Source organism: Pseudaminobacter soli (ex Li et al. 2025) (genome assembly GCF_029892515.1).
GTDB lineage: Bacteria > Pseudomonadota > Alphaproteobacteria > Rhizobiales > Rhizobiaceae > Pseudaminobacter > Pseudaminobacter soli_A.
This window is the reverse complement of the sequence record NZ_JARXVF010000005.1, coordinates 170787-194369: the sequence shown is the minus strand read 5'-3', so window position 1 is coordinate 194369 and position 23583 is coordinate 170787. Positions and strand designations below refer to the sequence as shown.

The following is a 23583-nucleotide window of genomic DNA, read 5'->3' as shown; positions in this document are numbered from 1 at the left end:
TCCGAACGCTTGTCTGACTGAAAGTTCGCCATGACCATCCAGACGAAATCCGCCTTGCGCTTGCAGACCCATTGGACGCCCGCCGCCGCTGGCGAAAGCCTTGCCTATTCGCTGACGCTGACCAACCACTCGTCCACGCCGCTTAAAGGGTTCAAGCTCTGCGTCAGCGGCCCCGCGCGCATCGACCCCGAAGCAGTGATGGAGGGCGGCAGCCTGACTGCGCGGCTTTCCAACCATTCCGAGCTTTCGCCGCCGGACGGTTTTGTGCTGGAACCCGGCGCCTCCTGGACGGTAACCGCGCATGGGCTTTCGTATCCGCTGCGCCATTGGACCGACGGCGCCAACACCGCCTATGTCGCTTTGGCCGACGGCACGACGCTGCCGGTGGCTGTGGCGGCGACCAAGGCCAAGGGCGATAATGCGCCGCTGAAGCGTGGGGCCGAAATCTATCCCGTGCCGGTGGCTGCTCCGGTGCCCGTTGCCATCGTGCCGTGGCCGAACAGCATCTCAGTCTCGGGCAGTGTCTCGGTGCCGGCAGGCCTCGCGCTCCGACCCGAAGGCGTCGAGGCCGAAGCTGCCGCAAAAGCTTTCGGCGAGTTGGTCGATGATCTGTTCCCCGTGGAAGGCATCGTGCGGCCGGAAGCCGAGGGCGGCCTGCCGGTTTCGCTGTCCATCGCCGAAGGCTTTGGGGCCGAGGCTTATGCCATCCGCTTCGCCGCCGACCGCGTGGCGGTGACTGCCGGCACCCGAACCGGCCTGCTCCACGGCCTGATCACGCTTGGCCAGATCCTACGCGGCGCGCGGCATCATCCCGAAACGTTCGTCTTCCCGGCCGAGGGCGAGATCAGGGATGAGCCGTCACTCGGCTGGCGTGGCACGCATCTCGACGTGGCGCGGCAGTTCTACGGCAACGCCGAGATCAGCCGCTTCCTGAAAATTCTCGCCTGGAACAAGCTCAACCGCTTCCATTGGCACCTGTCCGACGACGAGGCCTGGCGCATCGAGATCGACGCCTATCCGGAACTCACCCACATCGGCGCCTGGCGCGGCCACGGCCTGCCGCTGCCGCCGCTGCTCGGCTCGGGCCCGCAGCGCACCGGCGGCTACTACACCAAGGCCGCGATCCGCGAGATCGTTGCGCTGGCGGGCCGCCTCGGCATCGAGGTGATCCCGGAGATCGACGTGCCCGGCCATAGCTACGCCATGCTGCACGCGATGCCCGAGCTGCGCGATCCGGCCGAGCACGGCCTTTATTTCTCCGTGCAGGGTTTTCCCAACAACTGCCTCAACCCGGCGCGCGAGGTGACCTACCGCGTGCTCGAAACCATCCTTGACGAGGTGATCGAGCTGTTCCCGTTCAAGCGCATCCATGTCGGGGCCGACGAGGTGCCGCTGGGCGCCTGGTCCGGCTCGCCAGAAGCGTTGGCGAGACTTGGCGATATGGCCGGCGCGGAAGTCGCGACTGCGCATGCAAGACGCCTCAACGTGGTGACCAACCATCACGGGGCCGACGAGATCGAGGGCTCGGGTGCGGCGGTGCTGCAGGCTGAGTTCCTGAAGCGGATACAGACATTCCTCGCCTCGCGCGGCTGCATCACCGGTGGCTGGGAAGAGGCCGCGCATGGCAACGTCATCGACAAGGAAAGGTGCTACCTCAATGGCTGGCGCTCGGTGGAAGTGTCGGCAGCACTTGCCGGCCAGGGCTACGACATCGTCGTATGCCCCGGTCAGGTCTACTATCTCGACATGGCCAACAGCCCGGCCTGGTCCGAGCCGGGTGCTGCCTGGGCCGGCTGGTCCGAGCCGGAAACGCTCTATGAGTTCGACCCGGTCAAGGGCTGGACTGACGAGCAGAAGCGCCATTTCCTCGGCGTGCAGTGCTGCATCTGGTCGGAGCCGATGACCGATCGCGGCGTGTTCGACCGCCTGGTGTTCCCGCGCATCTCGGCGCTGGCCGAGACCGGGTGGACCAAGCCCGAGCGCAAGTCGTGGGAACGTTTTAGGGCTTTGGTCGGTCTGATGCCAATCCTCTACGGGATCACGGCAACGGCTTGAGGCCGCCTCCCGACGCTCCGGTTCGCACCTGCCCGAAAATGCCGGTGCGGGCTATATCCACTTTCGCTCTTCGCGCCCTAAGATGGATCGGTAACGAGTCGGCCGGACGGGAGGTCGCCATGCTGCAGCATCCATTCGGGCGTACCGGCCTGACCGTTTCGCGGATCGGCCAGGGTACCTGGTACATCGATGAGGGTGATCGCAAGGCGGCTGTCGCGGCGCTGCGCGGTGGGATCGATCTTGGCATGACCCATATCGACACGGCGGAAATGTATGGTGACGCCGAGCTGTTGGTTGGGGATGCGATTGCCGGCCGCCGCGAGGAGGTGTTCGTCGTCTCCAAGGTCCTGCCGGGCAACGCTTCCTATGCCGGCACGCTCGCGGCCTGCGAGCGCTCGCTGCTGCGGCTCGGCACCGACCGGCTGGATTGCTACCTGCTGCACTGGCGCGGCCGTTATCCCCTGGAAGAGACCTTTCGCGCATTCGAGGAACTGCGCCGAGCCGGCAAGATCCTGTCCTGGGGCGTCAGCAATTTCGACGTCGACGATCTCGACGAGGCACTTTCGGTTGCGGGGGAGGGCAGGATCGCCTGCAACCAGGTGCTCTATCATCTGCGCGAGCGCGTCATAGAGCATGGCGTATTGCCCTGGTGCGCCGCGCATGGCGTGACGGTGGTGGCCTACAGCCCCTTCGGCCATGGCGAATTTCCGGCCGACGCATCGGCAGGCGGGCAGATGCTTGCCGAGATCGGCCAGGCGCATGGCGCAACGCCGCGCCAGGTGGCGCTGGCATTCCTGACGCGCGAGGCGTCTGTCGTCGCCATCCCCAAAGCCTCGACCGTTGGTCATGCGATCGAGAACGCGGGCGCGGGCGACATCAAGCTGTGCGCTTCGGAAGTCGATCGCATCGACAAGGCGTTTCCGCGCGGCCGATGGCCCGGCAGCCTGCCGATGCTTTGATCGGGCAAAGGCCACCAATCACTCCGCCGCCCTTCAGGTCGGCTGCAGTCGCAAGGCACGCTGGCGCTGCCAGCGCATGAAGCCCACAAGGCCCGCAACGCAAAGCGTGCCGACGATCATCAGGAAGGCGGCGGCCGCCACCGCGGGACTGATATTTTCGCGGATACTGGCAAACATCTGCCGCGCCAGCGTGCGCTGGTTCGGCCCGGCCACGAACAGTGTCAGCACCACCTCGTCGAGCGAGGTGGCGAAGGCAAACACCGCACCCGTCAGCATGCCGGGCATGATGATCGGCAGCGTCACCCGCCGGAACACGTCGAGTGGGGTAGCGCCGAGGCTGCTCGCCGCGCGCTCCAGCCATGGATCCATGGCGTTCAACGAACCCGACACGCTGACGATGACGAAGGGGATGCACAGCACGGCATGGGCGACGATGACGCCGAGATAGGAGTTGGCAAGCCCGAGCCGGCCATAGAGCATCTGCATGCCGACGCCGAGTACCACGGCCGGCACCACCATTGGCATCAGGAATGTGGTGCGGATGGCATTGGCAAAAGGCAGATGGCTGCTGCGCAGGCCGAGTGCTGCGAGCGTGCCAAGCACCGTGGCGACGATGGTCGCGCCCGAGCCGATCATCAGGCTGTTGACGATCGAACGGCGCCACACCTCGTTGGTTTGCAGCTCGCCGAACCAGCGCGAGGAAAAGGTCTCGATCGGATAGTTCAGGAACACGCTCGAATTGAAGGCGAGCGGGAGGATCGCGATGATCGGCGCCAGGAGGAAGAACACCACGGCAAGCCCGAAGACGATCTGGGCGATGCGCAGTGCCGGGCTGGTCTTTCCGGCCATCGGTCAGGTCCCCACCATGGTCGGCGACCGCGACAGCCGCCCGTAGACGAGATAGAGCACAGTGGTGACGGCGAGCAGGATCAGGCCGAGCGCGCCCGCCATGCCCCAGTTCGCCGTTCCGGTGGCGAAGAAGGCAATGACCGAGCTGATCATCTGGTCGTTCGGGCCGCCGACGAGCGCGGGCGTGATGTAGTAGCCCAGCGCCACCATGAAGACGAGCAGCGAGCCCGACATCAGGCCGGGGAAGGCCAGCGGCAGTAGCACGTGCCGGAATGCCTTGAGCCGCGAGGCGCCGAGCGAGGCTGCCGCCGGCATCAGGTTGGCCGGTATGGTCAGGAGCCCGCTGTAGATCGGCAGCACCATGAAGGGCAGGAGCACATGCGTCATGGCGATGACGACGCCGGTGCGGTTGAAGATCAACGGCAGCGGTGCGCTGATCAGGCCAATGGCCTTGAGCGCCTCGTTGATGAGCCCCTCGTTCTGCAGCAGGATGAACCAGGCAGCGGTGCGCACCAGAAGCGACGTCCAGAGAGGCAGCAGCACCGCAATCAGCAGCGCCGCGCGCACCCAGCCCGTGGCGGAAGCCGCAATCAGCGCATAGGGAAGGCCGATCAGGGCGCACAGGACGGTCACGGTCGCTGCAATCAGGAAGGTGCGCAGCATGATCTGGCGGTTGGCCGAGGCGCCGGCATCGACGGCCGCGATATTGCCGGCGCCGTCGCGTTCGAGGTCGGCGGCGGCCAGCAGGTAGCGGTCGGTGTAGAGCGGCATGGCGTGCTTCATCGCCAGCCAATATTTTGGCTCGCCCCACCGCGGGTCGATCGTGGCGAGATCGAGCGCCTGGCCTTCTTGCGAATCCCTGACGGCGCTCGTCGTGTGCGACATCAGCGAGCGGAAGCCGGAAAGCTCGCTGTTCAGCCGTCGCACCGCGTCGCCAAAGGCAAGCTGGTCGACCGGCTTGCGCAAATCCGAGACCAGAGCCTGCTGCATTTCCGGGCTCGGCGGGCTGTTTCCATCCCAAGCGGACAAGGCGACGGCTGTCTCGGGCATTACGCCGCGCACCGTGCCGTCGGTCACCGAGGCCATCATCATTGTCGCCAACGGCCAGAAGAAGAACACGACCAGAAAGGCCACCAGCGGGGCGATCAGCCCCAGTGCCGCCAGTCGTGCGCGTAGGGCCGACGACATCATGGCCGGATCACCGTGCATTCGTCGGGCTCGAAGGTGGCGAAGGCATCGGCGCCCACTGGCCAGGGGCGCGCCTTGCGCTCCAGCTTGGCGACCAGGTCGATGCCGCTGCCGGCGAGGCGCACGCGCAGATGGTCGCCCTGGTAGACTGTGTCCAGAACCTTGACCTGGATAGCGTTGTCGGCGCCGGCCTGTTCGGCCAGCCTTACGCGCTCTGGCCGTACGCTGACGAGAGCGGCGTTTCCCGCGGCAAAATCGGTGGGGATGCTCGCTTCGACGATAGGTCCGTTCTCGAGCTTAATCCTGGCTTTCTGGCCTTCGCAGGCTTCCACCTTGCCGGCAAAGAGGTTTGTCTCGCCGATGAATTCGGCAACGAAGCGCGTATTGGGCCGATCATATATCGCCTCCGGCGAAGCCAGCTGCTCGATCCGGCCGGCATTGAACACGGCAATGCGGTTCGACATCGTCAACGCCTCGCCCTGGTCGTGGGTGACGAAAACGATGGTCAGTCCGAGACGGCGATGCAGCTCGCGCAACTCGAACTGCATATGCTCGCGCAACTGCTTGTCGAGCGCGCCAAGCGGCTCGTCCATCAGCACCACGCTCGGCTCGAACACCAGCGCGCGCGTCAGCGCCACGCGCTGCTGCTGGCCGCCTGAAAGCTGCGCTGGCTTGCGGTCCTTGATATGGCCGAGCTTGACCATGTCTATGGCGCGGCCGACACGCTCGGCGGCCTCGGCTTTGGAAACACCGCGCATCATCAGCGGGAAGGCGACGTTCTCGGCGACCGTCATATGCGGAAACAGCGCGTAGTTCTGGAACACCACGCCCATGTTGCGGCGATGGGCCGGCAGGTGGTCGATGCGCTTGCCTTCGAGCCTGATTTCGCCGCCCGTCGGTTCAATGAAGCCCGCGAGCATCATCAGGATCGTCGTCTTGCCCGAGCCGGAGGGCCCGAGCAGGCTTACGAATTCGCCCTTCTCGATTTCGAGGTCCAGTTCATCGACGACCTTGAGCTGACCGAAGGCCTTGGAGATGCGGTCGAGAGTAATGAAAGCCGACAAATTTCCCTCACTTCAGGCACTGCCTTTCCGGCGCAGACCGGAAAATACCCCAAGGAACCATCCCGCCGATCGAGCCGGAGATGATGGTCGGACAGCCCGCACTCGAGGCGCGGGCTGTCCGTCGTTCCGGCGCTTTACTGCGCCAGCCAGGCGTTGAAGCGGCTGGTCAGCTCCTCGATGTTGTCGACCCAGAAGGCACCGTCGAGCGCCACTGCATTCACCATGTTGGCTTCCGCCGTCGGCAGGTCGGCTGCCTCGGCGGCAGGCACGGCCGCGGCCGCTTGCTTCTGCGGCAGGCCGTAGGCGATGTAATCAGGCAGCTTGGACTGGTTTTCCGGGGCGCTGGCGAAGGCGATGAAGTCCATCGCGTCCTGCTTGTTGAGGCTGTTGCGCAGCACCACCCAGCTGTCGATGGCATAGATGCTGCCCGGCCAGACCACCTTGAAGTGCTTGCCTTCGGTCTTGTTGATGCCGGAGATGCGGCCGTTATAGGCGGTCGTCATCACCACTTCGCCCGAGGCGAGCAACTGCAGCGGCTGGGCGCCGGCCTCCCACCAGACGACATCCTTCTTGATCTCGTCGAGCTTCTTGAAGGCGCGGTCCACGCCCTCGGGCGTGCGCAGCACCTTGTAGACATCGGCCGGCTTCACGCCGTCGGCCATGAGCGCGAATTCGAGAGAATATTTCGGGCCACGGCGCAGACCGCGCTTGCCCGGGAACTTCTTGGTGTCCCAGAAATCGGCCCAGGAGGTCGGCACGTTGTCCTTCAGCTTGTCGCTGTCGTAGCTCAGCAAGGTCGACCAGACGATGGCGCCGACGCCGCAGTCATGCGCCGCCGCCGGCAGGAACTTGTCCTTGCCGCCGAGCTTCTCCCAGTCGATCTTTTCATAGAAGCCGTCGGTGCAGCCGAGTTCGAGTTCCTCGGTCTCGACCTGCACCACGTCCCAGTTCGGCTCGCCGGCTTTCACCTTGGCGGCGATCACGCCGACGCCGCCGTCCCAGCTTTCGTCGAGCACCGGCTTGCCGAGCTTCTTGGCGAAGGGTTCGAAATAGATCTTCTTCTGCGCGTCCTGGTAATTCCCGCCCCAGGAAACGATGGTCAGGTCACGCGCCGCCGCCGCGCCCGCTGCAAGGGAAAGCGCCAAAGCTGCCGCGCCGATCGTGCTGATTGTCCTCTTGAAAGCCATTTTATTATCCTTGTTCCACCTCTGGATAGAATAACAAAAGCACAACTCTGGTTGGTGCAACAGAGCTGATGCCGTTAGGTCAGCTGTTGGTTAAGATATCGACCAGTTTTGATGTGCCGAGCGCTGCTCAATATGTCGGCGGGGTCACCGCGCTGATGATTTGGCTTGGCTCGCCGCTGACATTGCGGAACCGGTGCGGCAAGCGGCTGTCGAAATAGTATCCGTCGCCCGGCTTGAGTACGCGGCGGTCGTTACCGACCGTGATCTCGACAGCGCCCGACATCACGAAGCCGGCCTCCTGCGCCTGGTGGCTGAAGGCCTCGCCGGTGTCCGCTCCGGGCGCATAGGTCTCGTGGAGCATCAGGATGGAGCGGTTGGGGAAGTTGACGCCCAGCATCCGGTAGGAAATCGAGTCGTTGTTGCCGATTTCGATGCAATCCCGCGCCGAATAGAATGGAGAGGACGGAACGGACGACTTGATGCCGGAAAAGAAGCCGGTCAGCGTCGTGCCCAGCGCGTCCAGTACGGCGCTCAAAGTATCCACTGACGGGCTGATGCGGTCGCGCTCGATGAGCGAGATCGTCGAATGCGAAATCCCCGACCGCACCGCCAACTCCCTGATGCCGAGATGTCGGCGCCGCCGCAGTTCGCGCAGGTGTGCTCCGATTTGCGACATGGCATCCCCCTGGATCGCTTGTGCCGATGGTAGCAGTGACTGGTCGGAATACTAGACACGTCTTTCCGGCCCAATTGTCTGGCTGGCACGCGTCCGTCACTCTCTGTGCGATCCCACTCATCCGGAACACCAAAATGTCGCTGCCTGCCGAACCTGCCGCCCGCACACGCTTCCTCAAGGCGCCCAGCCCTGCCGCCACTGCCGACACCGGCGAGATCGAAAAGACGGTCAAGGAAGTCCTTGCCGCAGTGCGCGAGCGCGGCGACGGGGCGTTGCGCCAATACAGCCGCACCTTCGACCGCGCCGAGGTCGAGCACTTCGAAGTAAGTATGGCCGAGCGTGAGGCGGCGGTGGCCGCCCTCGACCCGCAGACGGCTGCCGATACCCGTTTTGCCATCGAGCGCGTGCGCGCTTTTGCCGAGGCGCAGCTTGCCACCATGCTGCCGCTCGAGGTCGAGCCGCTGCCCGGGCTGCATCTCGGGCACCGCGTCATTCCGATCGCGCGCATCGGCGCCTATGTGCCGGGCGGCCGATACCCGCTGTTGTCGGCCCCGGTCATGACCATCGTGCCGGCCAAGGTCGCCGGCTGCGACGAGGTGATCGCTTGCCTGCCGCCCAATGCGCACCAGGCGATGATCGCGGGCTGCCACCTGTCGGGCGCCGATCGCATATTTCGCGTCGGTGGCGCGCAGGCCATCGCTGCCATGGCCTATGGCACCGAAACCATCCCCGCCGTCGACAAGATCGTCGGCCCGGGCAACGCCTATGTGAACGAGGCCAAGCGCCAGGTGTTCGGCCCAGTCGGCATCGACCAGCTGGCGGGGCCAAGCGAAATCTTCATCGTCGCCGACTCTTCCGGCGACGCAGCCATGATCGCCACCGATCTCCTGGCCCAGGCAGAGCATGATGTACGCACCCGCGTCGGCCTGATCACCACGGACGCCAAGCTGGCCGAAGCTACGTTGGCCGAAGTCGAGCGGCAGCTAGAGGGGTTACCCACGGCGGCGGTTGCCGCGCCTGCCTGGCGCGATTTCGGCCAGATCGTCGTCTGCGAGGATGAGGCGGCGATGATCGCCTATTCGGACTTCATCGCTGCCGAGCACTTGCAGGTCCACACCGTCGACCCGCAAGCGACCGCGAAAAAGCTGCGCAATTACGGCTCGCTCTTCATCGGCCCGATGGCGAGCGTGGTCTATTCGGACAAATGCTGCGGCACCAACCACACGCTGCCGACCATGGGGGCGGGGCGCTACACCGGCGGGCTCTGGGTCGGCTCATACGTCAAGGTCTGCACCCACCAGTGGCTCGAGCGCGCGGGTGTCGAGGCGGTCGCACCGCCCGCTATCCGCCAGAGCGCCAGCGAGGGTCTTGAAGGCCACCGCCGCGCCGCCGCCTTGCGCATGGAGCGGATGCAGCTTGGGTGAATAGTGCCGCGGCTGGCTTCGCACACCATAAGAGTCTCTCGACCTCTCGCCTTCATCGTTTCTGCCCGGCCGCTTCGAGGATGAGCTGCGTGACCTCGTCGGGATGAGAAATCAGCGAGAGATGGCTGGATTTCAGCTCGATAGTCTTGGCTTCCATCCGTTTTGCCATGAAGCGCTCGAGGTCCGGATTGATTGTCCGGTCCTCGGTGGAAACGGCATAGTAAGTCGGCTTCGATCGCCAGGCCGCGTGTGCCGTCTTGCCGGTGAGCAAAGCCTTGTGGAATGGCACCTGGACTGCATAGAGCACCTTCGCCTGCGCCTCAGGCAGATCTCCGGCGAAGTCGCGCAGAAAAGCCTCCTCGGTAAGACGTCCCTCGTCGCCGTCAAAGACGATCCCGGCACTTGCCGGCGGTGGCGGAAATCGCTTGGCAAGCGCCGTATAGTCTTCGTCCGCGTCCGGTGCGCGCGCCGCCACGTAGACCAGCGCGGTGACGTTCGGCTCCATACCGGCCTCGGTGACGATCATGCCGGAGAAGGAATGGCCGACAAGAACCGTCGGCCCGTCCTGCCGCGCCAGCACGCGTTGCGCGGATGAGACCGCTTCAGGCAAGGTCGTCAGCGGGTTCTGCACGGAGGTGGCATTGAGCCCGGCCGCCTGCAGGCGCGAGATCACCTCGGACCAGCAGGATCCATCGGCGAACAGGCCATGCACGAGCACGATGTTGCGTGCCTTCGTCGGATTTGCGGCAGGGGGCGCCGCTACGCTGGGCTTTGGGATCAATGGAGCGGCAGCGGCTGCGAGCAGTGCCGAGGAAAAGGTACGTCTGTTCATCAGCATGGCTTCTCTTCCTTCATCCATCATACCGGGGCAGGGGGGGAACTGGCGATCGCCAGAAAGCGAGGGCGGAAAGAGGATAGTTGCAGCGCTGTCCGGGTTCCCGTCGGCTTCACACCGGAAGGGATGTTGGCGAGCCCAAGGAGGCCGCTTCGACGGGTCCCGTTACTCATGGCGCGCTGCTCCAGCGCGCAGAACGGCCGCGAGACCCAATCCGTTCCCCGCTTGCGGCGAACCTGTGACAGTCATCCACATTTCAGTGTCTCTTCCGGGTATGGAACGGGGAAACGGTTGATCCGGTTGACGCAGGGACGTATTTCTCTTGTCGACAAGAGGGATGCCCGATGACTACTGCCGACACCAAATCCATTCCCGAACGCAAGCGAGGGTCGGGCGTGAAGATGGTCTACGACCTGCTGCGCGACGAGATCCTTGACCTGGTCCTGCCGCCGGGCAGCCCGATCGACGAGGTGCAACTGGCCGAGCGTTTCAAGATGTCGCGCACGCCCATTCGGGAGGCCTTGGTGCGGCTGGCAGGCGAGGGGCTGATCGCCACGCTGCCAAACCGGTCGACCATGGTGTCGAACATCGACTTCCTGAACATGCACACCTATTTCGACGCGCTGGTCCTGATGTACCGCGTCACGACGCGACTGGCGGCCGAGCATCATCGCGCAGAGGACCTCAAGGTGATCCGCGCCCGCCAGGCCGAATTCGCTGCTGCCGTGCAGGCGCAGGACGCGCTGGCGATGATCGCCACCAATGCGGCTCTCCATTCGGCGATCTCGGAAGCCGGGCGCAATCCGTATTTCACCAGCCTTTTCAACCGGCTCCTGGACGAGGGGCGGCGGATCCTGCGGCTCTATTACCAGTCCTACAATGACCGTCTGCCGCAGCGTTTCGTCGATGAGCATGAGGACATGATCGCCGTCATTGCTGCCCGCGATGTCGAGGCTGCCGACCGTCTCGCCAAGGCGCATGCCGAGCAGATCGTTCACCAGATCCAGCAGCTTTTTACCCGTAACGAGCGGCTGAACATGGCGTTGTGAATTTGCTGTCGATTTCTTGTCGACAAATAAAATGCAAAGCGTATAATCGACGGCGAGGGGCATGGATACGGCGTCGTTCCGGCGTGACGGTCGTGCCGATATGACAGGCCCAGAGGAGTTTGTGATGAAGGCCAAGATTTTTTCCGGCGTAATTCCCGCATTGATGACCCCGTGCAAGGAGGACCGCACCCCTGACTTCGACGCGCTTGTCCGCAAGGGCAAGGAGCTGATCGCGCAGGGCATGTCGGCGGTCGTTTACTGCGGCTCCATGGGTGACTGGCCGCTCCTGACCGACGCGCAGCGCCAGGAAGGCGTGGAGCGCCTGGTGAAGGCCGGCATTCCGGTCATCGTCGGCACGGGTGCCGTCAACACCGCTTCGGCCGTGTCGCATGCCGCACACGCCCAGAAGGTCGGCGCCCAGGGCCTGATGGTCATCCCGCGCGTGCTTTCGCGTGGTTCGGTCATCGCTGCCCAGAAGAACCACTTCAAGGCGATCCTGTCGGCCGCCCCGGATCTGCCGGCCGTCATTTACAACAGCCCCTATTACGGCTTCGCCACGCGCGCCGACTTGTTCTTCGCGCTGCGCGCCGAGCACTCGAACCTCATCGGCTTCAAGGAGTTCGGCGGCGCTGCCGACATGCGCTATGCAGCCGAGAACATCACCAGCCGCGACGATGAAGTCTCGCTGATGATCGGCGTCGACACCTGCGTCTTCCACGGCTTCGTCAATTGCGGCGCCACTGGCGCTATCACCGGCATCGGCTGCGTGCTGCCGAAGGAAGTCATCCACATGTGCAACCTGTCGAAGGCGGCTGCCGCCGGCGATGCGGATGCCCGCCAGCGCGCGCTGGAGCTGGAGCAGGCGCTCGCCGTCCTCTCCTCCTTCGACGAAGGCCCGGACCTCGTTCTCTACTTCAAGCACATGATGGTGCTGAAGGGCGACAAGGAATACACGCTGCACTTCAACGAAACCGATGCCCTGTCCGAGAGCCAGCGCGGCTATGTCGAAACCCAGCTGAAGCTGTTCGACACCTGGTATGCCGAGTGGAGCAAGCTCCCCGGCGCGGTGCAGAAGTACAAGGGCTGATCCCTAGCGATCTCCTGATATGACAAGGCCCTCCCGGCGGGAGGGCCTTTTCTTTTTGTCCAAGACGAATGCGAGAGCGATGGCCTTGGCCGTCTCCCAGAGCGAGATGACTTCCCTTTGGGTCGTCACCTCGCCCCAGGTTTTCGACTTTACGAAACGGCGTCGAGCCCGAGCGCGAGCAGGCGGTCGAGCTGTTCCATCTCGGCCGCGGTCAGGATGATGCCTTCGGCCTCGGATTTGGTGCGCGCGGCGTAGCGGCGCTGCGAGGGCAGGCGGGCGCCCTGGCCGGCGATCGCCTCAAACAGGATCTCCGCACGCGCGAAGGGATCGCCGGGGCGGCCGGCAGAGAAGGCTTCAGGGGAAAAGGCGAGGATGAGTTCGCCATGAGGCGGGGCCAGCGTCGTGGTGCCGAGATATTCGAGCACTTCGGGGCTGGTCAGATCGCCGATCATGATGCCGGCCAGGAGCTCGACCATCGTGCCGATGGCCGAACCCTTGTGTCCGCCGAAGGGCAGCATGGCGCCGGCCAGCGCGGCTTCCGGATCGGTGGTCGGATGACCTTCCGCGTCGATCGCCCAGCCTTCCGGCAACGGCTTACCCGCACGGCGATGCAGCTCGATCTCGCCGCGCGCGGCAACCGAAGTCGCAAAGTCGAAGACGTAGGGCGACTTGCCCGGGCGCGGCCAGCCGAAGGCGATTGGGTTGGTGCCGAGCAGCGGCTTGTTGCCGCCGGTGGGCGCGACGGTCGAGTAGCTGGGGCACATGACCAGTCCGGCCAGACCCTGTTCGGTCAGCGCTTCCACCTCCGGCCAGAGGGCGGAGAAATGCGTGCAGTCATTGATGACGAGGGCGGCGAGGCCGAAAGAGCGGGCGCGCTCGATGAGGGCCGGCACTCCAAGCTCGAAGGCCGGGTTGGCAAAGCCGCTCTTGGCATTCACCCTCACGATCGCCGAGCCTTCCTGAAGCACGAGTTCCGGCACCGCATCCGGCTTCACCTTGCCCGCCTTGACCGTGCGCAGCGTGCCTTCGATTCGGTAGATGCCATGCGATTTGCAGGCGTCGCGTTCTCCGGCCGTGATCACCCGGGCCAGCGCGCCCGACTGAATGGCGTTGAGACCCGCCTTGCGGAAGATTGCCTCGACGCGCTCGTGCAGCGCGCTGATCGGCAGGGCGGTGGTATTACTCATGTCGTCTCTCTCGTGGCTGAGCCCGACCGGAACGGGCAGTGCGGTTGATGTTTTGCATACATAGAGTATACAAATACTCGACAAGTGCAAATTCGACGGCAGGTCGTTCGTCACCGAACCCCGCGCCGGGTCATCGAGAAAGGAACCTCATATGGTCTTCACCCCAAAAGGAAAACACCTCGTCGCGGGCGAATGGCTCGATGGCGCGGGTACGTTCGCCAGCGCCCCGGCGCACGGCCCCGTGCATCACTTTGCCGCCGGTACCGTGGATCTGGTGAACCGCGCCTGCGAGGCCGCTGAGGATGCCTTCTGGAGCTATGGCAATTCCTCGCGCAAGGAGCGCGCGGCCTTCCTGCGCGCCATCGCCGACGAGATCGAAGCCCGTGCCGAGGCGATCACCGAGATCGGCAGCCAGGAAACCGGCCTGCCCGAAGCGCGACTGCAGGGTGAGCGGGGCCGCACGACCGGCCAGCTGAGGCTGTTCGCGGACCACATCGAGAAGGGCGACTATCTCGATCGCCGCTTCGACGCGGCAATGCCCGAGCGTCAGCCGGCGCCGCGCCCCGAGATCCGCCTGATCCAGCGGCCGATCGGGCCGGTGGCGGTATTCGGTGCCTCGAATTTCCCGCTCGCCTTCTCGACCGCAGGCGGCGACACCGCTGCCGCGCTCGCCGCTGGCTGCCCGGTGGTGGTGAAGGGCCATTCGGCGCATCCTGGCACCGGCGAGATCATTGCCCAGGCCGTCGAGGCGGCAATTGCCAAGACCGGCGTGCATCCCGGCGTGTTTTCGCTGATCCAGGGCGGCAGCCGCGAGGTCGGCCATGCGCTGGTGCAGCATCCGCGCATCAAGGCGGTGGGCTTCACCGGCTCGCTCGCCGGCGGCCGCGCGCTCTTCAATCTCTGCGCCGCACGGCCGGAGCCGATCCCGTTCTTCGGCGAACTCGGTTCGGTCAACCCGATGATGTTGCTGCCCGAGGCGCTGAAGGCGCGCGCCGAGTCGCTGGGCCAGGGTTGGGCGGGTTCGCTCACCATGGGCGCAGGTCAGTTCTGCACCAATCCCGGCATTGCCGTGGTGATCGATGGCGCCGATGCAGACCGCTTCATCGGCGCTGCGGTCGAGGCGCTGGGCAAAGTCGGCCCGCAGACCATGCTGACCGACGGTATCGCCAAGGCCTATCACGACGGGCAGGCACGCTTTGAGACGCGCAATACGCTGAAGCCGCTGCTCGTGACCGAGTCGGCAGGTCGGGCTGCCAAGCCCAATCTGTTCGAGACGACGGGCGAACAGTTCCTTTCCGACCACGCGCTGGGCGAGGAGGTCTTCGGACCGCTCGGCCTGGTGGTTCGGGTTGGCTCGCTCGATGAGATGGAGCAGATCGCACGCGGGTTCGAAGGCCAGCTGACCGCGACCATTCACATGGATGCGGGCGATCTGGACGCCGCACGCCGCCTGCGCCCGGTGCTTGAGCGCAAGGCGGGCCGCGTGCTGGTCAATGGCTTCCCGACGGGGGTCGAGGTGGTCGACACGATGGTGCATGGCGGGCCCTATCCGGCCTCGACCAATTTTGGGGCGACCAGCGTCGGGACCATGTCCATCCGCCGTTTCCTGCGGCCGGTCTCCTACCAGAACATGCCTGAAGGGCTGCTGCCCGAAGACTTCTTCGCCTGATCCCCTCAAGCGGGATGGCTTCTCTTCGATGAGCCATCTCGCTCACGGGTATGCGCTTTTGCCGCAGGACCCTGTCCAAAAGTCTCCAACTTTTTGGGATCAGCGATCGGCCGGACAGGGTGGGCCTTCCATTGCGGAAGGTCCACTTCCTGCGGCGCGACAAGGCGTCCTCTTCATATACTTTTTGTATACGCCTTGTATTTTTGGATTGATTTACGCTCTCCGACACGAAATAGTGCGCCCTCGTCAACCGACAGACCTACTCAGGGAGAGAGTATAAGAATGAGAACTTCGGTCCTCGCCTTCGGCCTCATGGCCGCTACCGCACTGGCTGGCCAGGCTCACGCCGACAAGCTGGACGACATCATCGCCTCGGGCACGCTTCGCTGCGCCGTTGTGCTCGACTTCCCTCCGATGGGTGCGCGCGATGAAAACAACAACCCGATCGGCTTCGACGTCGACTACTGCAACGATCTGGCCAAGGCGCTCGGCGTCACCGCCGAAATCGTCGAGACGCCGTTCCCCGAGCGCATCCCGGCGCTGATGTCGGGCCGCGTCGACGTGGGCGTTGCCTCGACCTCCGACACGCTTGAGCGCGCCAAGACGGTCGGCATGACCGTTCCCTACTTCGCCTTCCAGATGGCCGTCACGGCCAACGACAAGTCGGGCGTCAAGTCCTTCGAAGACATGAAGGGCAAGGTCGTCGGCGCCACCGCCGGCACGTTCGAAGCCATCGCGCTCGAAAAGTCGGTCAAGGAATGGGGCGTGGGCGAATTCCGTCCGTACCAGACCCAGGCCGACGTCTTCCTGGCGCTCAGCCAGGGCCAGATCGACGCCACGGTTTCGACCTCGACGGTTGCCCAGTCCAACGTCAAGAGCGGCAAGTTCGCCGGCATTTCTGTCGTCGGCAACGCGCCCTACGACATCGACTATGTCGCGCTCTTCACCAACCGCGAGGAATACGGCCTCATCAACTACCTGAACCTGTTCATCAACCAGCAGGTTCGCACTGGCCGCTACGCCGAACTCTACGAGAAGTGGGTTGGCGGCGAGGTGCCGTCGCTCGCGGTGAACGGCGTCTACCGCTGATCTGACCGTTTCTCTGGCGGCGCGAGGCAAAACACCTCGCGCCGTTTATCCTTTCCCAATGTGAGACGGTAATGTTCCACTACACCTTCCATTGGAACCAGGCTCTGAAGGCTTTGCCGCAGATGCTTGATGGCGCGTTGGTCACGCTGCAGATCGCGCTCCTGTCCATGATCATCGGCATGGCAATCGCCATTGTGCTGACACTGTTCCGGCTGTCCGGAAGCCGCCTGCTCGGCGGTTTCGCTACGGCCTGGGTCGAGGTGGCGCGCAACACGCCCGCTCTGTTCCAGATCTACATGGCCCATTTCGGCCTCGGCAATTTCGGCATCCACCTGAGCCCGTTCATTGCGCTCCTGGTCGGCATCGCCTTCAACAATGCAGGCTATCTGGCCGAAAACTTTCGTGGCGCGCTCAAGGCCATCCCCGAGACCCAGGCACGCGCCGGGCGTTCGCTGGGTATGACCTCGCTGCAAGCCTTCCGGATGATCGTGCTGCCGCAAATGCTGCGCGTCGCCTTCCTGCCGGTCACTAACCAGATGGTCTGGGCGATCCTGATGACTTCGCTTGGCGTCACCGTCGGCATGAACACCGACCTCACCGGGATCACGCAGGAGCTGAACGCTCGCTCCTTCCGCACCTTCGAGTTCTTCGCGATCGCCGCGGTGATCTACTACGTCATCGCCAAGGTCGTGACGCTGGCCGCCCGGGCCTTCGCCTCGCGCATGTTCCGCTACTGAGACAGGTGAGAGAGATGTTCAACACTGCCCTCTCCTGGAGTGATCTCGTCTTCCTTGCGCATGGCGCGGGGATGACGCTTACAGTCACCGCCGTTTCGGTCGCCGCCGGCACCGTGCTCGGCGTCCTGTTCGGGGTGATCCGCTTCCAGCTCGGACCTTACTGGGCGATTCCGCTCACCTTCGTGCTCGACATATTCCGCTCGGTGCCGCTCCTGATCCAGCTCGTGCTGGGCAACGCGCTGCAGTCCATCATGAAGCTCGGCTGGCCCCCTTTCACGACGTCCTGCGTGGTGCTGTCGCTCTATACGGCGGCCTATTGCACCGAGATCGTGCGCGGCGGCATCGACTCCGTGCCGATGAACACCCGTCGCGCGGCCCGCTCGCTCGGCATGACCTGGTTCCAGGACATGCGCTACATCGTGGCGCCGCTTGCCATCCGCGTCTCGTTGCCTTCGTGGATCGGCCTGACGCTCGGCGTCATGAAGGACTCCGCGCTCGTGCTCTGGCTCGGGTTGATCGAGCTCCTGCGTGCCTCGCAGATCCTCGTCACGCGCCTGCAGGAGCCTCTGTTCATCCTGCTGATCTGCGGCGCCATCTACTTCATCATCAGCCTTCCCATCGCCCGACTTGGCGGGTATCTCGAAAAACGGTGGTCCCCCAATGATTGAGATCGAAAACGTCCGCAAATCCTTCGGCCAGTTGGAGGTCCTGAAGGGCATCAACCTGACTGTCAAGAAAGGCGAGGTCGTCACCGTCATCGGCGGCTCCGGCTCGGGCAAGTCGACCCTGCTCACCTGCATCAACGGCCTGGAGTCGATCGCAGCGGGCAAGGTCGTGATCGACGGCACCGATGTCCATGCCAAGACCACCGACCTCAACAAGCTGCGCCAGAAGGTGGGCATCGTTTTCCAGCAGTGGAACGCCTTCCCGCATCTGACCGTGCTGGAGAATGTCATGCTCGCGCCCCGCAAGGTGCTCGGCATGTCCAAGCAGAAGGCCGAGGAGATGGCCGTCAAGCAACTGACCCATGTCGGTCTCGCCGAGAAGCTTTCGGTCTATCCGAACCGCATGTCGGGCGGCCAGCAGCAGCGCATGGCCATTGCGCGCGCGCTCGCAATGTCGCCAGAATACATGCTGTTCGACGAGGTGACTTCGGCGCTCGACCCCATGCTGGTGGGTGAGGTATTGGATACGCTTCGTATGCTCGCTTCCGAGGGCATGACCATGATTTGCGTTACCCATGAAATGAAGTTCGCCCGCGAGGTCTCCGACCGCGTGGCTTTCTTCCATCAGGGTATCATGGCCGAGATTGCCCAGCCGGAGCAGCTGTTCGACGCGCCGGAGCACGCCGAGACCAAGAAGTTCCTTGCCGCAACGCATTGAGGGCATGATGAAAGAGCAGGCTGAGGCCGACGTCATCGTTATCGGGGCAGGGGTCGTCGGGCTGTCGGCGGCGATTGCCGCGCAGGCGCGGGGATTTTCCGTCACCGTGCTGGATCGCGAAGGCCCGGCCGCCGGCGCATCGGCGGGCAATGCCGGAGCTTTTGCCTTCACCGATATCCTGCCGCTTGCCTCGCCGGGCATCCTGAAAAAGGCGCCCAAGTGGCTGCTCGATCCGCTCGGTCCGCTGGCGGTGCCGCCCGCCTATGCCGTGCAGATCGCACCGTGGATGTTCCGCTTCTGGCGCGCCTGCTCGCCCAAGCGTGTAGCCCATTCGACCACGGCTCAGACCGCGATGATGGATCTGTCCAAGGCAGAACTGGAACCCTTCCTGCAGCAGACTGGCACCATGCCCATGCTGCGCAAGGAGGGCAATCTTCAGGTCTATGAGGGCGAAGCCGAACTCAAGGCTTCGCTCCCCGGCTGGAAGGCGCGAGAGGAGCACGGGATCGAGTTCCGTCACCTCAACGCAGCCGAGATGGCAGTGATCCAGCCAGGCCTTTCGCCGCGCTTCACGCATGGCACCTTCACCCCCGGCTGGTACTCCATTGCCGACCCCAAGCTCTACACGATCGCCTTGGCCGACCACTTCCGTTCAAAGCAAGGCCCGGTCGAGCGTGCCGAGGTCATCGCGCTGCGCCCGGTCGACGGCGGCGTCGAGGTGCTGACCGCCGATGGCGGTGTGCGGCGCGCGGCAAAGGTCGTGCTCGCTGCTGGCGCCTTCTCGCACCGGATCGCGCGAACCATCGGCGAGAGCATCCCGCTTGAAACCGAGCGCGGCTACAACACCACGCTTCCCTCAGATGCCTTCGACCTGCGCACGCAGGTCACGTTCGGCGGTCATGGCTTCGTCGTCTCCCGCCTATCGACCGGCATCCGCGTCGGCGGCGCGGTGGAGCTCGGTGGGCTCAAGCTGCCGCCGAATTTCCGTCGCTCGGAAGCCATGCTGCGCAAGGCGCAGGCCTTCCTGCCCGGGCTGAAGCCGGAGCGCGGGGTGCAGTGGATGGGCTTCCGCCCGTCGCTGCCCGACAGCCTGCCCGCAATCGGCGCTGCCCGCGCCACGCAGCGCGTTATCTACGCATTCGGCCATGGCCATCTCGGCCTGACTCAATCGGCGGGCACTGCCCGGATCGTCGCCGATCTCTTGACCGGCAGGGCGCCCGCCATCGACATTGCATCTTTCTCGCCTCAAAGGTTCTGACAGGGGTCTCGGCCATGGCCAATCATACTTTCTCGTGCATTGACGGACATACTTGCGGCAATCCCGTTCGCCTCGTTTCGGGCGGCGGCCCGCGCCTCGAGGGCGCGAACATGCTGGAAAAGCGCGCGCATTTTCTGCGCGAGTTCGACTGGATCCGTACCGGCCTGATGTTCGAACCGCGCGGCCACGACATGATGTCGGGCTCGATCCTCTATCCGCCGACGCGGCCTGACTGCGACGTGGCGGTGCTGTTCATCGAGACCTCGGGCTGCCTGCCCATGTGCGGCCACGGCACCATCGGCACGATCACCATGGCGATCGAGAATGGCCTGATCACGCCGCGCGAGCCGGGCAAGCTGTCGCTCGACACGCCTGCCGGCAAGGTCGACATCACCTATCGCCAGGAAGGCCGTTTCGTTGAGGAAGTGCGCCTCACCAACGTGCCCGGCTTCCTCTATGCGGAAGGCCTGACCGCCGAGGTCGAGGGCCTGGGCGAGATCGTCGTTGACGTCGCCTATGGCGGCAACTTCTACGCCATTGTCGAGCCGCAGAAGAATTTCCGCGATATGGCCGACCACACCGCCGGCGAACTGGTAGGCTGGAGCCCGAAGCTGCGCGCGGCGCTCAACGCAAAGTACGAGTTCGTCCATCCCGAGCATCCGCAGATCCAGGGCCTCAGCCACATTGAGTGGACCGGCAAGCCGACGGTCGAGGGCGCGCATGCCCGCAACGCCGTGTTCTACGGCGAGAAGGCCATCGACCGTTCGCCGTGTGGCACCGGCACTTCGGCCCGCATGGCCCAGCTCGCCGCCAAGGGCAAGCTGAAGGTCGGCGACGAATTCGTCCATGAATCGATCATCGGCTCGTTGTTCAAGGGCCGGGTCGAGGCGGCGACGAAGGTTGCCGATCGCGATGCGATCATCCCCTCCATCGCGGGCTGGGCGCGGCAGACCGGCATCAACACGATCTTCATCGACGATCGCGATCCCTTCGCGCATGGCTTCGTGGTGAAATGAGCCACGCAGTGCCTGCTCGCAGTATCCTTGGGGGCACGGCCGAGGGCCCCGTCATCGTATCGGCGGAGGCATTGAGCTTCTGGGGCGGGGTCAATCCCGCCACCGGCAGCGTGATCGATGTGCATCACCCGCTGCATGGAACCTGCCTCACCGGCAGCATCCTGATGATGCCGTCGAGCCGTGGCTCCTGCACCGGTTCCGGCGTGCTCCTGGACTTGGTGCTGACCGGCCGCGCGCCGGCAGCGCTGGTGTTTTTGGAAGCCGAGGACGTGCTGACCCTCGGCGCGCTGATTGCATCCGAGCTGTTCGGCAAGCCGCTGCCCGTTCTGCGCCTCGCTCCCGAGGCCTTCGCTGCATTGTCGCGTGCGAAGTCGGCGCGGATCACTGATACGGCGATCGAGGCCGATGGCCTGACGCTGCCCGTCAGCCCGCCGGCGACCTCCGCACTTGAGCTGACCGAGGCCGATCGCGCCATGCTCGAAGGTCACGATGGAGTGGCCGTGCAGCAGGCCATGCGCATCATCTGCGCCATGGCCGCGCAGCAGGGGGCGCTGGGTCTCGTGGACGTGACCCAGGCTCATATCGACGGCTGCATCTATGCCAGCCCCGCGAACCTGACCTTTGCCGAAAAGATGGCCGAGATGGGCGCGCGCGTCCGCGTGCCGACCACCATGAATGCCATTTCGGTCGATCGTGCGAACTGGCAGGCGCAGGGCGTGCCCGACTCGTTCGGCGACCCGGCGGCGCGTCTCGCCGACGCCTATGTCCGCATGGGGTGCCGGCCGACATTCACCTGTTCACCCTATCTGCTCGACAGCGCGCCTCGCGCCGGCGAGCAGATCGCCTGGGCGGAATCCAACGCCGTGATCTTTGCCAACACCGTGCTCGGGGCGCGGACGGCGAAGCATCCCGATTTCCTCGATCTCTGCATCGCGCTGACGGGGCGTGCGCCCCTGTCGGGTGTCTATCTCGACATCCATCGCAAGGCCCGGCGCGTCATCGACGTGGAACTGCCCGAGGCCGTGGATGATGCCTTCTGGCCGCTGATCGGCTATCTCGCCGGCCGCGCGGCACCCGACCGCATTCCGCTCCTGCGCGGCCTCGCGTCGGCTCGGCCTTCGCGCGATGATCTCAAGGCGCTCTGCGCGGCATTCGGCACCACTTCAGCCGCGCCAATGCTGCATGTCGAAGGCGTGACGCCCGAAGCCGACGGCGCCGCGGCCGAAGGTGCCGACACCGTCGTCATCACCCACGCCGATATGGCAGCGGCATGGAAGGTCCTCAATGCCGGACCGGAGCAGGTGGAACTCGTCGCCATCGGCAGCCCGCATGCGTCGCTCGACGAATGCCGGATGCTGGCCGAGGCGCTGGGCGGCCGCAAGCGCAGCCCCGACGTGTCGGTCATCGTCACCGCCGGAAACCAGGTGATCGCCGAAGCGCGTAGCGATGGCACTTTGGCGCGGCTGCAGGAGAGCGGTGTGCAGGTGCTGCCCGATCTGTGCTGGTGTTCGATTTCCGAGCCGCTGTTCCCGACGCGGACCCGCGCGCTGATGACGAATTCCGGCAAATACGCCCACTACGGTCCCGGTCTTTCTGGTCGCGCGGTGCGCTTCGGCAACCTGGCTGATTGCGTGACCGCTGCGCTCACCGGGTATGTGCCCGAGCGCCTGCCGGACTGGCTTGCTTAGAGTGAGATAACCTCTCTTCGGGCCGCCACCCCCGCTCTAAGTTATTGTTTTGCCGCATGATCTTATCTGAAAAGTCTGATGGGATCATGCTCTAAGGAGGAACCATGCGCAGCACTAAAACCATTCATGTGATCTCCGCCCACGCCGAAGGCGAGGTGGGCGATGTGATCGTTGGTGGGGTCACGCCCCCGCCCGGCGATACGATCTGGGAACAGAGCCGCTGGATCGCCCGCGACAACACCCTGCGCAACTTCGTGCTGAACGAGCCGCGCGGCGGCGTGTTCCGCCATGTCAATCTCCTGGTGCCGCCGAAGCACCCGGAAGCCGATGCGGCCTTCATCATCATGGAACCGGAGGACACTCCGCCCATGTCGGGATCGAACTCGATCTGCGTGTCCACGGTGCTGCTGGACAGCGGCATCCTGCCGATGCAGGAGCCGGTCACGGAAATCACCCTCGAAGCCCCGGGCGGTCTCGTCCGCGTTCGGGCCGAATGCCGGAACGGCAAGGCCGAGCGCATCTTCGTGCGCAACCTGCCGAGCTTCGCCGAGCGGCTAGACGCCAAGCTCGAGGTCGAGGGGCTTGGCACCCTGACTGTCGACACCGCCTATGGTGGCGACAGCTTCGTCATCGTCGATGCCGCGGCGCTGGGTTTCAACCTCAAGGCCGATGAGGCGCATGACATTGCCAAGCTTGGCGTGAAGATCACCAATGCTGCCAATGCAGCACTTGGCTTCCATCATCCCGAAAACCCCGACTGGAAGCATTTCTCGTTCTGCCTCTTTGCCGGTCCCGTCGAGCGCACGGCGGAAGGCCTGCGCGCCGGCGCGGCCGTTGCTATCCAGCCCGGCAAGGTCGACCGCTCGCCCACCGGCACGGCGCTGTCGGCACGGATGGCGGTGTTGCACGCACGCGGCCAGATGGGACTGGAGGATAGTTTGACCGCCGTTTCGGTGATCGGCTCGACCTTCACGGGCCGCATCGCCGGCACCACCGAGGTCGGTGGCCGTCCCGCGATCCTGCCGGAGATTTCAGGTCGCGCCTGGATCACCGGCACGCATCAGCACATGCTCGACCCATCGGATCCGTGGCCCGAGGGCTACCGGCTGACCGACACCTGGGGCGCGCGCTAAGCCGTCAAGGAACGACAGAAGCACTGCATTGAACGGAGCGGCGATGGTCG

Annotated in this window: 21 protein-coding genes; 14 read left to right on the top strand and 7 right to left on the bottom strand. The window is 64.7% G+C overall.

Annotated features, from left to right (window positions below; all coding sequences use genetic code 11):
* The first annotated feature begins 30 nt into the window (after positions 1–30).
* On the top strand, positions 31–2055 hold the full coding sequence (locus tag M2281_RS20500; protein WP_280823036.1) for a beta-N-acetylhexosaminidase: 2025 nt from the start codon (positions 31–33) through the stop codon (positions 2053–2055).
* 119 nt (positions 2056–2174) lie between these two features.
* Positions 2175–3014 carry an aldo/keto reductase gene (locus M2281_RS20495; RefSeq protein WP_280823035.1) on the top strand — a complete coding sequence of 280 codons (840 nt, stop codon included), beginning with the start codon at positions 2175–2177 and terminating at the stop codon, positions 3012–3014.
* A 33-nt stretch (positions 3015–3047) separates the two neighbouring features.
* Here M2281_RS20495 and M2281_RS20490 read toward each other — a convergent pair whose 3' ends face one another.
* The 5 genes from M2281_RS20490 to M2281_RS20470 form a co-directional block, all read right to left on the bottom strand.
* Positions 3048–3863, bottom strand: a complete 816-nt coding sequence (locus tag M2281_RS20490) for an ABC transporter permease (protein ID WP_280823034.1) — start codon at positions 3861–3863, stop codon at positions 3048–3050.
* 3 nt (positions 3864–3866) lie between these two features.
* Complete coding sequence (locus M2281_RS20485; protein ID WP_280823033.1) at positions 3867–5054, bottom strand: ABC transporter permease; 1188 nt, start codon at positions 5052–5054, stop codon at positions 3867–3869.
* Complete coding sequence (locus M2281_RS20480; protein ID WP_280823032.1) at positions 5051–6115, bottom strand: ABC transporter ATP-binding protein; 1065 nt, start codon at positions 6113–6115, stop codon at positions 5051–5053. Before M2281_RS20480 ends, M2281_RS20485 begins: the two co-directional genes overlap by 4 nt.
* A gap of 134 nt (positions 6116–6249) precedes the next feature.
* Complete coding sequence (locus M2281_RS20475; RefSeq protein WP_280823031.1) at positions 6250–7302, bottom strand: ABC transporter substrate-binding protein; 1053 nt, start codon at positions 7300–7302, stop codon at positions 6250–6252.
* A 127-nt stretch (positions 7303–7429) separates the two neighbouring features.
* A complete protein-coding gene (locus tag M2281_RS20470) occupies positions 7430–7978 on the bottom strand; it encodes a cupin domain-containing protein (protein ID WP_280823030.1) in 549 nt (182 codons plus the stop codon).
* A gap of 134 nt (positions 7979–8112) precedes the next feature.
* On the opposite strand from M2281_RS20470, the gene hisD reads away from it, so the two are divergent.
* The gene (gene hisD / locus M2281_RS20465) at positions 8113–9402 is read left to right on the top strand and encodes a histidinol dehydrogenase (protein WP_280823029.1); all 1290 of its coding nucleotides are present in this window, start codon (positions 8113–8115) and stop codon (positions 9400–9402) included.
* A gap of 52 nt (positions 9403–9454) precedes the next feature.
* On the opposite strand, the gene M2281_RS20460 is transcribed toward hisD, so the two are convergent.
* Positions 9455–10240 carry an alpha/beta fold hydrolase gene (locus tag M2281_RS20460; RefSeq protein ID WP_280823028.1) on the bottom strand — a complete coding sequence of 262 codons (786 nt, stop codon included), beginning with the start codon at positions 10238–10240 and terminating at the stop codon, positions 9455–9457.
* A gap of 341 nt (positions 10241–10581) precedes the next feature.
* On the opposite strand from M2281_RS20460, the gene M2281_RS20455 reads away from it, so the two are divergent.
* Both M2281_RS20455 and M2281_RS20450 read left to right on the top strand, forming a co-directional pair.
* The gene (locus M2281_RS20455; RefSeq protein WP_280823027.1) at positions 10582–11286 is read left to right on the top strand and encodes a GntR family transcriptional regulator; all 705 of its coding nucleotides are present in this window, start codon (positions 10582–10584) and stop codon (positions 11284–11286) included.
* Between the two features lie 124 nt (positions 11287–11410).
* Positions 11411–12373 (top strand): dihydrodipicolinate synthase family protein, encoded by a 963-nt coding sequence (locus M2281_RS20450; RefSeq protein ID WP_280823026.1) that lies wholly within the window; start codon positions 11411–11413, stop codon positions 12371–12373.
* Between the two features lie 149 nt (positions 12374–12522).
* Here the strand turns inward: M2281_RS20450 and M2281_RS20445 are convergent, their stop codons facing one another.
* On the bottom strand, positions 12523–13560 hold the full coding sequence (locus M2281_RS20445; RefSeq protein WP_280823025.1) for an Ldh family oxidoreductase: 1038 nt from the start codon (positions 13558–13560) through the stop codon (positions 12523–12525).
* A gap of 151 nt (positions 13561–13711) precedes the next feature.
* On the opposite strand from M2281_RS20445, the gene M2281_RS20440 reads away from it, so the two are divergent.
* The 9 genes from M2281_RS20440 to M2281_RS20400 all read left to right on the top strand — a co-directional run bounded on the left by M2281_RS20440 (position 13712) and on the right by M2281_RS20400 (position 23533).
* The gene (locus M2281_RS20440) at positions 13712–15229 is read left to right on the top strand and encodes an aldehyde dehydrogenase (NADP(+)) (protein WP_280823024.1); all 1518 of its coding nucleotides are present in this window, start codon (positions 13712–13714) and stop codon (positions 15227–15229) included.
* 282 nt (positions 15230–15511) lie between these two features.
* The gene (locus tag M2281_RS20435) at positions 15512–16318 is read left to right on the top strand and encodes a transporter substrate-binding domain-containing protein (RefSeq protein WP_280823023.1); all 807 of its coding nucleotides are present in this window, start codon (positions 15512–15514) and stop codon (positions 16316–16318) included.
* 71 nt (positions 16319–16389) lie between these two features.
* Positions 16390–17055: an amino acid ABC transporter permease gene (locus M2281_RS20430; RefSeq protein ID WP_280823022.1), complete on the top strand. Its 666-nt coding sequence runs from the start codon at positions 16390–16392 to the stop codon at positions 17053–17055.
* A gap of 14 nt (positions 17056–17069) precedes the next feature.
* Positions 17070–17723 (top strand): amino acid ABC transporter permease, encoded by a 654-nt coding sequence (locus tag M2281_RS20425; protein ID WP_280823021.1) that lies wholly within the window; start codon positions 17070–17072, stop codon positions 17721–17723.
* Positions 17716–18438: an amino acid ABC transporter ATP-binding protein gene (locus M2281_RS20420; protein ID WP_280823020.1), complete on the top strand. Its 723-nt coding sequence runs from the start codon at positions 17716–17718 to the stop codon at positions 18436–18438. Before M2281_RS20425 ends, M2281_RS20420 begins: the two co-directional genes overlap by 8 nt.
* A gap of 4 nt (positions 18439–18442) precedes the next feature.
* Complete coding sequence (locus M2281_RS20415) at positions 18443–19696, top strand: NAD(P)/FAD-dependent oxidoreductase (protein ID WP_425537773.1); 1254 nt, start codon at positions 18443–18445, stop codon at positions 19694–19696.
* A gap of 14 nt (positions 19697–19710) precedes the next feature.
* On the top strand, positions 19711–20712 hold the full coding sequence (locus M2281_RS20410) for a 4-hydroxyproline epimerase (protein WP_280823019.1): 1002 nt from the start codon (positions 19711–19713) through the stop codon (positions 20710–20712).
* Entirely contained in the window at positions 20709–22400 is a 1692-nt protein-coding gene (locus M2281_RS20405; RefSeq protein WP_280823018.1) for an aconitase X, read from the top strand. Before M2281_RS20410 ends, M2281_RS20405 begins: the two co-directional genes overlap by 4 nt.
* Before the next feature lie 104 nt (positions 22401–22504).
* The gene (locus M2281_RS20400) at positions 22505–23533 is read left to right on the top strand and encodes a trans-3-hydroxy-L-proline dehydratase (RefSeq protein WP_280823017.1); all 1029 of its coding nucleotides are present in this window, start codon (positions 22505–22507) and stop codon (positions 23531–23533) included.
* Positions 23534–23583: the final 50 nt, after the last annotated feature.

Excerpts from the sequence above, each read along its gene's own strand:
- M2281_RS20485 (WP_280823033.1), bottom strand. The coding sequence starts at position 5,054 with ATGATGTCGTCGGCCCTACGCGCACGACTGGCGGCACTGGGGCTGATC.
- M2281_RS20455 (WP_280823027.1), top strand. The coding sequence starts at position 10,582 with ATGACTACTGCCGACACCAAATCCATTCCCGAACGCAAGCGAGGGTCG.
- M2281_RS20445 (WP_280823025.1), bottom strand. The coding sequence starts at position 13,560 with ATGAGTAATACCACCGCCCTGCCGATCAGCGCGCTGCACGAGCGCGTC.
- M2281_RS20415 (WP_425537773.1), top strand. The coding sequence starts at position 18,443 with ATGATGAAAGAGCAGGCTGAGGCCGACGTCATCGTTATCGGGGCAGGG.
- M2281_RS20420 (WP_280823020.1), top strand. The coding sequence starts at position 17,716 with ATGATTGAGATCGAAAACGTCCGCAAATCCTTCGGCCAGTTGGAGGTC.
- M2281_RS20470 (WP_280823030.1), bottom strand. The coding sequence starts at position 7,978 with ATGTCGCAAATCGGAGCACACCTGCGCGAACTGCGGCGGCGCCGACAT.
- M2281_RS20460 (WP_280823028.1), bottom strand. The coding sequence starts at position 10,240 with ATGCTGATGAACAGACGTACCTTTTCCTCGGCACTGCTCGCAGCCGCT.
- M2281_RS20495 (WP_280823035.1), top strand. The coding sequence starts at position 2,175 with ATGCTGCAGCATCCATTCGGGCGTACCGGCCTGACCGTTTCGCGGATC.
- M2281_RS20425 (WP_280823021.1), top strand. The coding sequence starts at position 17,070 with ATGTTCAACACTGCCCTCTCCTGGAGTGATCTCGTCTTCCTTGCGCAT.
- M2281_RS20410 (WP_280823019.1), top strand. The coding sequence starts at position 19,711 with ATGGCCAATCATACTTTCTCGTGCATTGACGGACATACTTGCGGCAAT.
- M2281_RS20405 (WP_280823018.1), top strand. The coding sequence starts at position 20,709 with ATGAGCCACGCAGTGCCTGCTCGCAGTATCCTTGGGGGCACGGCCGAG.
- M2281_RS20450 (WP_280823026.1), top strand. The coding sequence starts at position 11,411 with ATGAAGGCCAAGATTTTTTCCGGCGTAATTCCCGCATTGATGACCCCG.
- M2281_RS20475 (WP_280823031.1), bottom strand. The coding sequence starts at position 7,302 with ATGGCTTTCAAGAGGACAATCAGCACGATCGGCGCGGCAGCTTTGGCG.
- M2281_RS20435 (WP_280823023.1), top strand. The coding sequence starts at position 15,512 with ATGAGAACTTCGGTCCTCGCCTTCGGCCTCATGGCCGCTACCGCACTG.
- hisD (WP_280823029.1), top strand. The coding sequence starts at position 8,113 with ATGTCGCTGCCTGCCGAACCTGCCGCCCGCACACGCTTCCTCAAGGCG.
- M2281_RS20500 (WP_280823036.1), top strand. The coding sequence starts at position 31 with ATGACCATCCAGACGAAATCCGCCTTGCGCTTGCAGACCCATTGGACG.
- M2281_RS20440 (WP_280823024.1), top strand. The coding sequence starts at position 13,712 with ATGGTCTTCACCCCAAAAGGAAAACACCTCGTCGCGGGCGAATGGCTC.
- M2281_RS20430 (WP_280823022.1), top strand. The coding sequence starts at position 16,390 with ATGTTCCACTACACCTTCCATTGGAACCAGGCTCTGAAGGCTTTGCCG.
- M2281_RS20490 (WP_280823034.1), bottom strand. The coding sequence starts at position 3,863 with ATGGCCGGAAAGACCAGCCCGGCACTGCGCATCGCCCAGATCGTCTTC.
- M2281_RS20400 (WP_280823017.1), top strand. The coding sequence starts at position 22,505 with ATGCGCAGCACTAAAACCATTCATGTGATCTCCGCCCACGCCGAAGGC.